Genomic DNA, 12,127 nt, shown 5'->3' on the forward strand with positions numbered 1-12,127 from the left:
CCGGCGTGTCTCGATGGGAGTCGTGGGAGAAGGCGCGTCAGCCCGCCGCCGCTTGCACGACGGCGCGGGCGCCCTCGGCGTAGAGCCGGCGCAGCGCGTCGGTCACCGCGGCGGTGAAGCGCGGGTCGCGCGGCAGGTCGTCGCCGAAGACGGCGGTCAGCCCGAACAGGGCGGACGCCAGACGGTCGGCGTCCGGTCCGGCCTCGGCCGCCAGCTCGGCGAGCCGGGCGGCCATGGGGTCGCGCACGTCGATGGGACGGCCGGCCTCGTCGGTGCCGGAGACGTAGCGCATCCAGCCCGCCACCCCCAGCGCCAGCCGGTCGATCGGCGCCCCGGCGGCCAGACGGTCGCGGATGGTGCCGAGCAGCCGCTGCGGCAGCTTCTGCGTGCCGTCCATGGCGATCTGCCAGGTGCGGTGGCGCAGGGCCGGGTTGCGGAAGCGCTCGATCAGCGCGTCCTTGTAATGGCCGAGGTCGGCGCCCGGCGGCATGTGCAGCGTAGGCCCGGCCTCCTCGTCCATCAGGCCGCGGATCAGCCGGACGAAGGCCGGGTCGGCCATGGTGTCCGACACCGTCTCGTAGCCGGCGAGGTAGCCGAGATAGGCGAGCGTGGAGTGGCTGCCGTTGAGCAGGCGCAGCTTCATCGTCTCGTAGGGATGGACGTCGGGGACCAGCTCCGCCCCCTCCAGCTCCCAGGCCGGGCGCCCGGTGGGGAAGCGGTCCTCGATCACCCACTGGCTGAACGGCTCGGTCACCACCGGCCAGGCGTCGCGCAGGCCCAGCCCGTCCGACACGCGGTCGCGGTCGGCGTCGGTGGTGGCCGGCACGATGCGGTCGACCATGCTGTTCGGGCAGGCGACGTTTGCGGCGAACCACGTCCCCAGGGCCGGGTCGCGCAGCTCGGCGTAGCGGCGCAGCAGGCCCGCCGCGGTGTCGCCGTTGCTCGGCAGGTTGTCGCAGCTCAGCACCGTGAAGGGCTCCACGCCGGCGGCGCGGCGGCGGATCAGCGCTTCCACCAGGAAGCCGGGCACGCTGCGCGGGCGTTCCGGGTTGGCGAGGTCGTGCACGATGTCCGGATGGGCCTCGTTCAGCGCGCCGGTCGCCGGGTCGTGGCAATAGCCCTTCTCGGTGACGGTCAGGGTGACGATGCGGACGGACGGGCGGGTCAGGAGGTCCAGAACCGCGGCGGGGTCCTCCGGCGCGACCAGCAGCTGGGTGACCGAACCGATCACCCGCAGCCGCTCGCCGGCGGCGTCGCGCACCGCGACGGTGTAGAGGCCGCCCTGCGGCTCCAGCGCGTCGCGCGTGTCGGGGCTGCGCAGGCTGACCCCGGCGATGCCCCAGGGGCCGAAGGACCGGGCCAGGGCGGCGTCGGTGTAGACGGCCTGATGGGCGCGGTGAAAGGCGCCGATGCCCAGATGGACGATTCCGGTGGTCAGCGCGGCACGGTCATAGCCGGGACGCTGCACGCCGGGGCGCAGCGAGGGCAGCGTGTCGGGGCTCAGGCGCATGGAACACTCCGCATAACGGCTTTCAGGTCTCGAAGAAGTGGCTGTTGGTTCGGGCGATTTCGTCCACCGCGGCGAAGACGGTGCGCAGGTGGGCGCGCATGGCCTCCTCCGCGCCGTCGGGGTCGCGGGCGGCGACGCGGTCCACGATGATCTGGTGCTCGCCGACGATCTTCGCCGCCCAGCCTTCGCTGTGCAGCGACAGGAAGCGCACGCGGTCGAGCTGCGCCTTGACCGCGACCAGCAGGTCCCACACCGCCGGGCGCCCGGCGATGCGGGCCAGCTCGGCGTGGGTGGCCTCGTCGAGGGCGAAGAACTCGGAATGGCGGTCGGGGGACATCACCGCGCGGTGCGAGTCGAGGAGCCGGGTGAGCGAGGCGACGTCCGCCGCCTCCGCGCGCTCGGCGGCCAGACGCACGGTCCGGCATTCCAGGGTCTCGCGGATGAACTGGCTGTCCGACACCGCGCCGAGCTGGATCGGCGCCACGAAGGTGCCGACCTGCGGCACGATGCGCAGGAACCCCTCGTCGGCCAGACGGCGGAAGGCCTCGCGCACCGGGGTGCGGCTGACGCCGTAGCGGGCGGCCACGCGGGTCTCCGAGATCCCCTCGCCGGGACGGATCTCCCCCGACAGCACGGCGGCGCGCAGCGCCTCGTAGACCCCGTGCAGGCGGGAGCCGCGGATGTCGGCGGGGGCGGAGGAGGTCGGCGTGTCGGTCATGGCGTCCATCGCGTCAACTTGCATACTAGTATGCCATCGCGAACGAGGCCTGACAAGAGGGGCTGGCGAACGCCGCGCGGGAGGACGCGCTTCACGGGCAGTTGGTTCAAGGGCAATTATGGTTGGTATAGCAAATTTTCCGTTAAACGGAATAAATCGCGTAATCCTCTGACCGCCGGGATGACGCGGGACCTATGGTCTGGAGCCCGCGGAGCACAGGCCGCCAAGGCAGCCCGCGGGCGGAACATTCATGGGAGGAATCGATGACCAGACGCTTTTCCCTGCTGCTTTCCACCGCGGCGGTCCTGGCAACGCTCGGCACCCTGCCGGCCTACGCCGCCGATCCCGCCCTGGAAGCCAACGTCCGCAAGACGGTGAGCCCGCAGGCCCAGGCCTGGCTCGCCGATCCGGCGGTCGTCGACGCCGTGAAGGCCCAGAACACCGCACACAAGGGCCTCGACCAGGCCAAGATCGACGCCATGGACAACGACTGGAAGGCCGCCGCCAAGGCCAAGGCCGCCAACCCCACCTACGACACGATCGCCGCGAACGCCGTGACCAAGCGCCTGAAGGAGGTGACGGACAAGAGCAACGGCCGGATCGTGGAGATCCTGCTGATGGACAACCGCGGCCTGAACGTGGCCCAGACCGGCGGCACCTCCGACTATTGGCAGGGCGACGAGCCGAAGTGGCAGAAGGTCTACAGCGGCGGTTCCGACCTCTACATGACCGATCCGGAGAAGGACGCCGAGACGAACGCCATGCTGACCGAGGTCAGCGTTCCCGTGCTCGATCCGGCCAGCAAGGAAAAGATCGGCGTGGCGATGATCGTGCTCGACACCGGCAAGCTCGGCAACTGACGAATCGCCGATGCCATCCCCCTTCCCCAAAGGAGGGGGGATGGCCCGCGATGGAATGGCCCGGTCGGCGGCCTCATCGATCCGGGCGGGACCGGGCTTGGGAGAAAGGCGGATTCGACACCTTTCCGCGGGCGTTCCTCGGAGCTTCACGGCATAACGGATGTCCCCGCGACCGCAACGCCGACCGCCATGCCGACACAGCACGACTCACCCGTGACCGAGACCGAATGGACGATCCGGACCGCGGAGGGCACCCTCTTCGCGAAGAGCTGGACCCCGGAAACCGACCGCGCCGCGCCGATCATCCTCTTCCACGACTCCCTCGGCAGCGTGGATCTGTGGCGCGGTTTCCCGCAACGGCTGGCGGCCGGAACGAACCGCAGCGTCATCGCCTACGACCGGCTCGGCTTCGGACGCTCCGACGCCCATCCCGGGCGGCTCGCGTTGGACTTCGTCGCCGCGGAGGCGCGGGACAGCATCCCGCCGCTGTGCGACCAGCTCGGCGTGGCGGCGTTCGTCGCCTGCGGCCACAGCGTCGGCGGCGGCATGGCCGTCGAGACGGCGGCGCGTCATCCCGAGCGCTGCCGCGCCCTCGTGACCATCGCCGCGCAGGCGTTCGTGGAGGAGCGGACGCTCGCCGGCATCCGCGACGCCAAGCGCGACTTCCAGGACCCGGCCAACGTCGCGCGTCTGGCGCGCTATCACGGCGACAAGGCCCGCTGGGTCCTGGACGCCTGGACGGAGACGTGGCTGTCGCCCGCCTTCGCCGATTGGACCCTGGACCGTGCCCTCGCGGCGGTGCGCTGCCCGGTTCTGGCCCTGCACGGCGACCGCGACGAGTACGGCTCCGCCGCCCACCCCGACCGCATCGCGGCCGGGCGGGGGACCGCGAGGCTGCTCCCCGACACCGGCCATGTGCCGCACCGCGAACGGGAGACGCTGGTGCTCGACGCGATCCGGAGTTTCCTGAACGGACTCTGAGGCGTCCGCTCAGGCCGCCAGGGGCGGTTGCACCGCGGCGCGCGCCAGGATGGCCAGCGTGTGGCTGGCGATCATCCGCTCCTCGTCGGTGGGGATGACGAAGACCGGGACGCGGCTGTCGGCGGCCGAGATGCGCGTGGCCCGGGCGCGGTTCGCCGCCCCGTCGAGGTGGACGCCGAGCCAGCCCAGCTTCTCCGCCACCCGCGCCCGCACCGGGGCGGAGTTCTCGCCGACGCCGGCGGTGAAGACCACCGCGTCCAGCCCGCCCATGGAGGCCGCCAGCCCCGCCGCCTGCTTGGCGACCTGGAAGCAGAACAGCTCCACCGCCTCCGCCGCTTGAGGATTCTCGCTGTCCAGCAGGGCGCGCATGTCGTTGGAGACGCCGGACACGCCGAGCAGGCCGGACTTGTGGTAGAGCAGCCGCTCCAGCTCGTCCGGCCCCATGCCCTTCTCGCGCATCAGATAGATCAGCACGCCGGGATCGAGGACGCCGGGGCGCGTGCCCATCGGCAGGCCGTCCAGAGCGGTGAAGCCCATGGTGGTGTCGACGCTGCGGCCCGCGCGCATGCCGCACAGGCTGGACCCGCTGCCGAGATGGCAAACGACGACGCGGGCCTCGGCCAGCTCCGGCGCGATCTGCGGCAGGCGCTGGGCGATGTACTCGTAGGACAGGCCGTGGAAGCCGTAGCGGCGCACGCCCTCGTCGGTCAACTCGCGCGGCAGGGCGAACATCTGGGCCTGCCAGGGCCGCGTGCTGTGGAAGGCGGTGTCGAAGCAGGCGACCTGCGGCAGCTCCGGATAGACCTCGGCCAGCGCGGTCATCGCCGCAATGTTGTGCGGCTGGTGCAGCGGGGCCAGCGGCACCAGGGCCTCCAGCTCCGCCAGCACCGCCGGGGTCAGCCGGACCGGCGCGTCGAAGCGGGTCCCGCCATGCACGACCCGGTGGCCGGCGGCGACCAGCCGCACGTCGCGCAGCTCGTGCCGCATCCAGGTCAGCAGGAAGCCGAGCAGCCCGGCGCGGTCGCCGGGGCCGACCTCGTCCAGGAGGCCGTCGGCCAGGACGTGGCGGGCCGCGTCCTTGGCCTCGAAGCGCGGGGCGGTGCCGATGCCGGAGATCTGGCCGGTCAGGACGGCCTCCAGATCGTGCTTTCCGGCACCGCAGAAGACGGAGAATTTCAGGCTGGAGGAGCCCGCGTTGATGACGAGACAGGCGTCACGGTGCGACATGGTGTGATCCTCACTCCGCGGCCAGGGGGGCGGCCAGGGGAGCGGCAGCGGCGTTGAGCGCGAGGGCGGGACGGCGCGCGGCGGCCACCAGCGCCGCCACGGCGCAGGAGGCGAGGCGGGTGCGGACGTTGTCGGCGCGGCTGGTCAGGATGACCGGAACCCGCGCGCCGAGAACGATGCCCGCCGCGTCGGCGTTGGCGAGGAAGGAGAGCTGCTTGGCCAGCATGTTGCCGGCTTCCAGGTCGGGGACGAGCAGGATGTCGGCTTGGCCGGAGACGGGGGACGTGATGCCCTTGATGCGCGCGGCCTCGGCGCTGATGGCGTTGTCGAAGGCCAGCGGGCCGTCGAGGATGCCGCCGGCGATCTGGCCGCGGTCGGCCATTTTGCACAGCGCGGCGGCTTCCAGCGTGGTGGCGATCTTCGGGTTGAGCGTTTCCACCGCCGACAGGATGGCGACGCGCGGCGTCTCGACGCCCAGCACCTTGGCGAGATCGATGGCGTTCTGGACGATGTGGACCTTGTCTTCCAGCGTCGGGTAGATGTTGATCGCCGCGTCGGTGATCAGAAGCGCCCGCGGGTAGGTCGGCACGTTCATCACGAAGACGTGGCTGATGCGGCGGCTGGTGCGCAGCCCGGTCTCCTTGCGGACGACCTCGGCCATCAGCTCGTCGGTGTGCAGGCTGCCCTTCATCACCGCCTCGGCTTCGCCGCTGCGGGCCAGCGCGACGGCGGCCGCGGCGGCGGCGTGGCTGTGCTCGACGTCCACCAGACGATAACGGGCGATGTCCAGCCCGTGGGCGGCGGCCAGCGCACGGATCTTCGCCGCCGGGCCGATCAGGATGGGGTCGATCAGGCCGGCTTCCGCCGCCTCCACCGCGCCCTTCAGCGAGCTTTCGTCGCAGGGATGGGCGACCGCCGTGGCGACCGGCTCCAGCCCGTCGCACTTGCGCAGCAGCGCGTCGTGCTTGTCATGGCGGATCATCTGGATCTGCGGCAGCGCGTGGGCGGCGCGGCGGACCTTGCGGGTCGGCGCCACCACCTCGGCGGTCCCGGTCACCACGACCTCGCCGTCCTGGTTGGTGCACAGGCAGTCGAAGACGACGATGTTCTTGTCGGCCTGCTTCTCGCGCACGGTGACGGTGGCGGTGATGACGTCGCCCAGCCCGACCGGGCGGCGGAAGCGCAGGTCCTGGCCGGCGTAGACGGTGCCGGCGCCGGGCAGCCGGGTCCCCAGCACGCCGGAAATCAGCGCGCCGGACCACATGCCATGGCCGATCACCTTTTGAAAGCGGCTGTCGGCGGCGAATTTCGCGTCCAGATGAACCGGATCGATGTTGCCGGAGACGGTGGCGAACAGCTCGACGTCCATCACGGTCAGTTGCCGCGCGATGCTGGCGGACTGGCCGACCACGATCTCGTCGAAAGTGACGTTCTCGATCGGGGCCGCATCAACAGGGGCCGCCTCTACAGGGGCCGCGGGGAGGTCGCCGCTGGTTTCACCATTGGCAGTCATTGCAGAACACTCCGGATAAGAGAAATAGGCATGATGCTGCCCGTTTCAGCCGATCCCTCCCGGCGCGCGCCTTGCTGAAAGGATAAGCGCGTCTTGCCGTCTTCTTCTGCGAGCGTCTTTTTGTGTACTGATATATTAGCGGAAAAGGCGGTGCGGCGCAGCAAATCCGGCATCACCGGACACTTTGCCGCAGCCGCCTTCTCTTGGGCCATTACGCCTTGAGGATGCCGCGTCCGGCGAAGCGGGCGGCGGTGCCAAGCATCTCCTCGATGCGGATCAGCTGGTTGTACTTGGCCAGCCGGTCGGAGCGCGACAGCGAGCCGGTCTTGATCTGGCCGCAGTTGGTGGCCACCGCCAGATCGGCGATGGTGCTGTCCTCGGTCTCGCCCGAGCGGTGCGACAGGACCGCCGTGTAGCCGGCCTTGTGCGCCATGTCGACGGCTTCCAACGTCTCCGACAGCGTGCCGATCTGGTTGACCTTGACCAAGATCGAGTTGCCCACGCCCTTCTTGATGCCGTCGGCCAGACGCGCCGGGTTGGTCACGAACAGGTCGTCGCCGACCAGCTGTACCTTGCCGCCGATGGCGTCGGTCAGCGCCTTCCAGCCTTCCCAATCGTCCTCGGCCATGCCGTCCTCGATCGAGATGATCGGGTAGCGGCCGACCAGATCGGCCCAATAGGAGACCATCTGCTCCGGCGCCAGCGACTTGCCCTCGCCGGCCAGCTCGTACTTGCCGTTCTTGAAGAACTCGGTCGAGGCGGCGTCGATGGCCAGCATGACGTCGTCGCCCGGCTTGTAGCCGGCGGCCTCGATGGCCTTCATCACGAAGCCCAGCGCGTCCTCGGTTGAGGCGAGGTTGGGGGCGAAGCCGCCCTCGTCGCCGACGTTGGTGTTGTGGCCGGCGTCCTTGAGCTTCTTCTTGAGCGCCTGGAAGATCTCCGAGCCCATGCGGATGGCCTCGGCGGCGCTCTCGGCGCCGACCGGCATGACCATGAACTCCTGGATGTCGATCGGGTTGTCGGCGTGGGCGCCGCCGTTGATGATGTTCATCATCGGCACCGGCAGCAGGTTGGCGAAGGCGCCGCCGACGTAGCGGAACAGCGGCAGCGCGGCCTCTTCCGCCGAGGCCTTGGCGACGGCGAGCGAGACGCCGAGGATGGCGTTGGCGCCGAGCCGGCCCTTGTTGGGGGTGCCGTCCAGCTCGATCATGGCGAGGTCGAGGGCGCGCTGGTTGGAGGCGTCCAGCCCGGCGATGGCGTCGAAGATCTCGCCGTTGACCGACTCCACGGCCTTCAGCACGCCCTTGCCGCCGTAGCGGCCCTTGTCGCCGTCGCGCAGCTCCACCGCCTCGTGCGCGCCGGTCGAGGCGCCCGACGGAACGGCGGCGCGGCCAAAGGCGCCGGATTCGAGCAGGACGTCCACCTCGACGGTCGGGTTCCCACGGCTGTCGAGGATCTCGCGGGCGTGGATTTCGGTAATGGCGCTCATGGGGGAGGATGGACCTTGTGTGGGAGGGGGGATTCTTTGGGAGGTGGTTGCGGCGGAGCCCCCACCCTTCCCACGGCTTCGCCGCGGGCCCCTTCCCTCCCCCGCTGACGCAGGAGAGGGAGTTCATCCCCTCCCCTGCGTCAGCGGGGGAGGGTCAGGGAGGGGGCAACACGTCGCTGCTCAGCAACGCTTCAATGCGCGCCGTGGAAGGTGCGGCTGATGACGTCCATCTGCTGCTCGCGGGTCAGCTTGATGAAGTTCACCGCGTAGCCCGACACCCGGATGGTCAGCTGCGGGTACAGCTCCGGATGGTCCATGGCGTGGAGCAGCGTCTCGCGGTCGAAGACGTTCACGTTGATGTGGTGGCCGCCCTGGCCGAAATAGCCGTCCAGCATGCCCACCAGATTGGCCACCCGCTCACCCTCGGTCGGCCCCAGCGCGCCGGGCACGATCGTGAAGGTGTAGCTGATGCCGTCCTGGGCGTGGGCGTAGGGCAGCTTGGCCACCGACGCCATCGAGGCGATCGCCCCCTTGCGGTCGCGCCCGTGCATCGGGTTGGCCCCCGGCGCGAAGGGCTGGCCGGCCTTGCGCCCGTCCGGCGTGTTGCCCGTCTTCTTGCCGTAGACCACGTTCGAGGTGATCGTCAGCACCGACTGGGTGGGCACCGCGTCGCGGTAGGCCTTCTGCTTGCGCAGCAGGCCCATGAAGGTCTCCACCAGCCACACCGCGATGCCGTCCACCCGGTCGTCGTTGTTGCCGAAGGCCGGGTAGTCGCCCTCGATGACGAAGTCGGTGGCAAGGCCGCGCTCGTCGCGGACCACTTTGACCGTGGCGTGCTTGATCGCCGACAGGCTGTCCGCGACCACGCTCAGGCCGGCGATGCCGCAGGCCATGGTGCGCAGCACGTCGCGGTCGTGCAGCGCCATCTCCAGCCGCTCGTACATGTACTTGTCATGCATGAAGTGGATGGCGTTGAGCGTGTTCATGTAGGCGCGGGCCAGCCACTCCATCATCGGCAGCAGGCGGGCGACCACCGTGTCGTGGTCGAGCACGTCGCCGGTGATCGGCGCGAAGGCCGGGCCGACCTGCTCGCCCGACACCTCGTCGCGGCCGCCGTTGATGGCGTAGAGCAGCGTCTTGGCGAGGTTGGCGCGGGCGCCGAAGAACTGCATCTGCTTGCCGATGCGCATGGCCGAGACGCAGCAGGCGATGCCGTAGTCGTCGCCCCAGTAGGGCCGCATCAGGTCGTCGTTCTCGTACTGCACCGAGCAGGTCTTGATGGAGGTCTCGGCGCAGAAGGCCTTGAAGCCCTCCGGCAGGCTCTCCGACCACAGCACCGTCAGGTTCGGCTCCGGCGCCGGCCCGAGATTCTGGAGCGTGTGCAGCATGCGGAAGCTGCCCTTGGTGACCAGCGTGCGCCCGTCGAGCGCCATGCCGCCGATGCACTCGGTCACCCAGGTCGGGTCGCCCGAGAAGAGCTGGTCGTATTCCGGCGTGCGCAGGAAGCGCACCATCCGCAGCTTGATGACGAACTGGTCGATCAGCTCCTGGGCGCCCGCCTCGTCCAGGCGGCCTTCACGCAGGTCGCGCTCGATGTAGACGTCGAGGAAGCTCGACACGCGGCCGAGCGACATGGCGGCACCATTGGCCTCCTTCACCGCCGCCAGATAGGCCAGATAGGTCCACTGCACCGCCTCGAAGGCGTTGGTCGCCGGGCGGGTCACGTCGAAGCCGTAGGACTTGGCCATCGTCACGAGATCGCGCAGCGCCCGGATCTGCTCGGTGATCTCCTCGCGCAGACGCAGCGTATGCTCGTCGATGCGGTCGACTTCCAGGCTCTTGTACTGGGCCTTCTTGTCCTCGATCAGGAAATCGGCGCCGTAGAGCGCCAGCCGGCGGTAGTCGCCGATGATGCGCCCGCGCCCGTAGGCGTCCGGCAGGCCGGTGATGACCCCCGACTTGCGGCAGCGCAGCATCTCTTCGGTGTAGACGTCGAAAACGCCGTCGTTGTGTGTCTTGCGCAGCGCCGGGAACACGTCGTCCAGCTTGGGCGAGGGCTTGAAGCCGTAGGCCTCCAGGCCCGTCTTGACCATCCGCCAGCCGCCGAAGGGCATGATCGCGCGCTTCAGCGGCTTGTCCGTCTGCAGCCCGACGATGACCTCAAACTCCCGGTCGATGTAGCCCGGCGCGTGGGCGGTGATCGAGCCGAAAACCTCCGTATCGGCGTCGAGCACGCCGCCCTTGGCCGCGCGCTCCTTCTTCAGCAGGGCGGTGACCTTGTCCCACAGGGCCTTGGTCCGTCCGGTCGGGCCGGTCAGGAAACGCTGGTCCCCGGCATAGGGGTGGACGTTGCGGACGATGAAGTCGCGGACGTTGACCTCTTGCTGCCAGACGCCCGGAACGAAGCGGCGCCAGGGGCGCTCGGCTTGCTGCTCCAGAGTCTCGACGAGCCCGTCTCTCAGCAGGGTGTCCATGATGTCTCCTCACGAAAAGGCGTCTGGGCGGCACGCGCCGCGTCGCTGATCGACCCTGGAGGCCCCCCAGTGGAAGGGGTCGGAAGACCGCCGGTCCCGTTGCGGGAAGGGAGCGGCGGTATGGCAACGGGCTGTGAAGCCGGCAGGGCCAAAAATCATTGTGTAGTTTTGCTACATAAACCGGAACGGCGAGGCGCGCAAGGCAAAAGCGGTTGATTTTCCACGTTCTTTGACGGGCGCACTGTGACGGAACGCCGCATCGTCGGCGGTCCCGATATGTGGGACAGCGCAGCCGATAGGGCCCTTCTATCGGCTCATGTAGTTTTACTATCCATGCTACAGTGGCGGACGGGCGGAACGGGGGAACAGGACGATGCTGGCGAGGATCATGGCGGTGCGCGACGGGCTCCGTCCTTCGGAACGGAAGCTGGCGGACTGCGTGCTGGCCCAGCCGGGCGAGGTCATCACCCTGTCGATGGCCGACATGGCGGAACGCGCCGGAGTCAGCGAGCCGACCATCGCCCGCTTCTGCGGGGCGCTGGGCTGCAGCGGCTTCCGCGAGTTCAAGATCAAGCTGGCCCAGGACATCGCCGCCGGCATGCCCTTCATCGACCAGGAGGTCAGCCCGGACGACCGGGCGGCGGGCATCGCGGGCAAGGTGTTCGACCGCACCCTGGCGACCCTGATGCAGGTGCGCAACAACCTGTCGGCGGAGGCGGTCGACCGCGCCGCCGACCTGCTGGCCGGGGCGCGGCGGATCGAATTCTACGGCTCCGGCAACTCCGGCACGGTGGCGCAGGACATCCAGCGCCGTTTCTTCCGGCTGGGCACCCCCACGGTCGCCTACAGCGACGCCCACGTCTATTTCGTGTCGGCCCTGTCGCTGGCCCCCGGCGACGCGGTGGTCGCCGTGTCCAGTTCGGGCGGCACCCGCGACATGCTGGAGGCCGTGCAGAACGCGTTGTCGTCCGGGGCCGCGGTTGTCGCCATCACCCGCTCCGGCTCGCCGCTGGCGCAGCTCGCCACGGTCAGCCTGCTCGCCGACGTCGCGGAAGACTTCGACATCCACTCGCCCATGACGTCGCGCATCAGCCATCTGGTCCTCGGCGACATACTGTCGATTGCCGTGGCGCTGCGCAAAGGCGACGCCCTGCGGGAGCGGCTGGAGCGCCACAGGCAGGCGCTCAGCCGCCACCCGCGGGAACCATAAATACTAGTATATCAATTTGAGGGCAAGCCGCCTCGGCTGGTGGCGTGCGTCCTGTGCCGTTCTGCCGCAGACCCGCGTCGCGAAGAGGACCCCGCGCAGCGAAAAGGCCCGGCCCCGTTTTCCGGGACCGGGCCTTCCGCTTCCA

General features: G+C 69.6%; 10 protein-coding genes. 3 read left to right on the forward strand and 7 right to left on the reverse strand.

The window, feature by feature from the left end; genetic code table 11:
• Positions 1–37: 37 nt before the first annotated feature.
• Together ABVN73_RS26675 and ABVN73_RS26680 are read right to left on the reverse strand one after the other, a co-directional pair.
• Positions 38–1,510 carry a mannitol dehydrogenase family protein gene (locus tag ABVN73_RS26675; protein WP_353861591.1) on the reverse strand — a complete coding sequence of 491 codons (1,473 nt, stop codon included), beginning with the start codon at positions 1,508–1,510 and terminating at the stop codon, positions 38–40.
• Between the two features lie 22 nt (positions 1,511–1,532).
• Positions 1,533–2,228, reverse strand: a complete 696-nt coding sequence (locus ABVN73_RS26680; protein WP_353861592.1) for a GntR family transcriptional regulator — start codon at positions 2,226–2,228, stop codon at positions 1,533–1,535.
• A gap of 263 nt (positions 2,229–2,491) precedes the next feature.
• Here ABVN73_RS26680 and ABVN73_RS26685 point away from each other — a divergent pair, with 263 nt between their 5' ends.
• Both ABVN73_RS26685 and ABVN73_RS26690 read left to right on the forward strand, forming a co-directional pair.
• Entirely contained in the window at positions 2,492–3,088 is a 597-nt protein-coding gene (locus tag ABVN73_RS26685) for a hypothetical protein (RefSeq protein ID WP_353861593.1), read from the forward strand.
• Positions 3,089–3,277: 189 nt separating this feature from the next.
• Entirely contained in the window at positions 3,278–4,069 is a 792-nt protein-coding gene (locus ABVN73_RS26690) for an alpha/beta hydrolase (protein ID WP_353861594.1), read from the forward strand.
• 9 nt (positions 4,070–4,078) lie between these two features.
• On the opposite strand, the gene ABVN73_RS26695 is transcribed toward ABVN73_RS26690, so the two are convergent.
• The 5 genes from ABVN73_RS26695 to pflB form a co-directional block, all read right to left on the reverse strand.
• Positions 4,079–5,296 (reverse strand): acetate/propionate family kinase, encoded by a 1,218-nt coding sequence (locus ABVN73_RS26695; protein WP_353861595.1) that lies wholly within the window; start codon positions 5,294–5,296, stop codon positions 4,079–4,081.
• A 10-nt stretch (positions 5,297–5,306) separates the two neighbouring features.
• Positions 5,307–6,809 (reverse strand): bifunctional enoyl-CoA hydratase/phosphate acetyltransferase, encoded by a 1,503-nt coding sequence (locus ABVN73_RS26700; RefSeq protein WP_353861596.1) that lies wholly within the window; start codon positions 6,807–6,809, stop codon positions 5,307–5,309.
• Positions 6,806–6,982, reverse strand: a complete 177-nt coding sequence (locus ABVN73_RS26705) for a hypothetical protein (protein WP_353861597.1) — start codon at positions 6,980–6,982, stop codon at positions 6,806–6,808. The genes ABVN73_RS26700 and ABVN73_RS26705 overlap by 4 nt, the downstream gene beginning before the upstream one ends.
• Positions 6,983–7,020: 38 nt before the next feature.
• On the reverse strand, positions 7,021–8,298 hold the full coding sequence (gene eno / locus ABVN73_RS26710) for a phosphopyruvate hydratase (RefSeq protein ID WP_353861598.1): 1,278 nt from the start codon (positions 8,296–8,298) through the stop codon (positions 7,021–7,023).
• 191 nt (positions 8,299–8,489) lie between these two features.
• Complete coding sequence (gene pflB / locus ABVN73_RS26715) at positions 8,490–10,772, reverse strand: formate C-acetyltransferase (RefSeq protein ID WP_353861599.1); 2,283 nt, start codon at positions 10,770–10,772, stop codon at positions 8,490–8,492.
• A 373-nt stretch (positions 10,773–11,145) separates the two neighbouring features.
• Here pflB and ABVN73_RS26720 point away from each other — a divergent pair, with 373 nt between their 5' ends.
• The gene (locus ABVN73_RS26720; RefSeq protein ID WP_353861600.1) at positions 11,146–11,982 is read left to right on the forward strand and encodes a MurR/RpiR family transcriptional regulator; all 837 of its coding nucleotides are present in this window, start codon (positions 11,146–11,148) and stop codon (positions 11,980–11,982) included.
• The last annotated feature ends 145 nt before the right edge of the window (positions 11,983–12,127 follow it).

This window comes from Azospirillum formosense (assembly GCF_040500525.1).
GTDB classification, from domain to species: domain Bacteria; phylum Pseudomonadota; class Alphaproteobacteria; order Azospirillales; family Azospirillaceae; genus Azospirillum; species Azospirillum formosense_A.

Bases quoted from the DNA above. Each gene is read 5' to 3' on its own strand.
- ABVN73_RS26700 (WP_353861596.1), bottom strand. From the start codon at position 6,809: ATGACTGCCAATGGTGAAACCAGCGGCGACCTCCCCGCGGCCCCTGTA.
- ABVN73_RS26705 (WP_353861597.1), bottom strand. From the start codon at position 6,982: ATGCCGGATTTGCTGCGCCGCACCGCCTTTTCCGCTAATATATCAGTA.
- ABVN73_RS26680 (WP_353861592.1), bottom strand. From the start codon at position 2,228: ATGACCGACACGCCGACCTCCTCCGCCCCCGCCGACATCCGCGGCTCC.
- ABVN73_RS26685 (WP_353861593.1), top strand. From the start codon at position 2,492: ATGACCAGACGCTTTTCCCTGCTGCTTTCCACCGCGGCGGTCCTGGCA.
- pflB (WP_353861599.1), bottom strand. From the start codon at position 10,772: ATGGACACCCTGCTGAGAGACGGGCTCGTCGAGACTCTGGAGCAGCAA.
- ABVN73_RS26690 (WP_353861594.1), top strand. From the start codon at position 3,278: ATGCCGACACAGCACGACTCACCCGTGACCGAGACCGAATGGACGATC.
- ABVN73_RS26720 (WP_353861600.1), top strand. From the start codon at position 11,146: ATGCTGGCGAGGATCATGGCGGTGCGCGACGGGCTCCGTCCTTCGGAA.
- ABVN73_RS26695 (WP_353861595.1), bottom strand. From the start codon at position 5,296: ATGTCGCACCGTGACGCCTGTCTCGTCATCAACGCGGGCTCCTCCAGC.
- ABVN73_RS26675 (WP_353861591.1), bottom strand. From the start codon at position 1,510: ATGCGCCTGAGCCCCGACACGCTGCCCTCGCTGCGCCCCGGCGTGCAG.
- eno (WP_353861598.1), bottom strand. From the start codon at position 8,298: ATGAGCGCCATTACCGAAATCCACGCCCGCGAGATCCTCGACAGCCGT.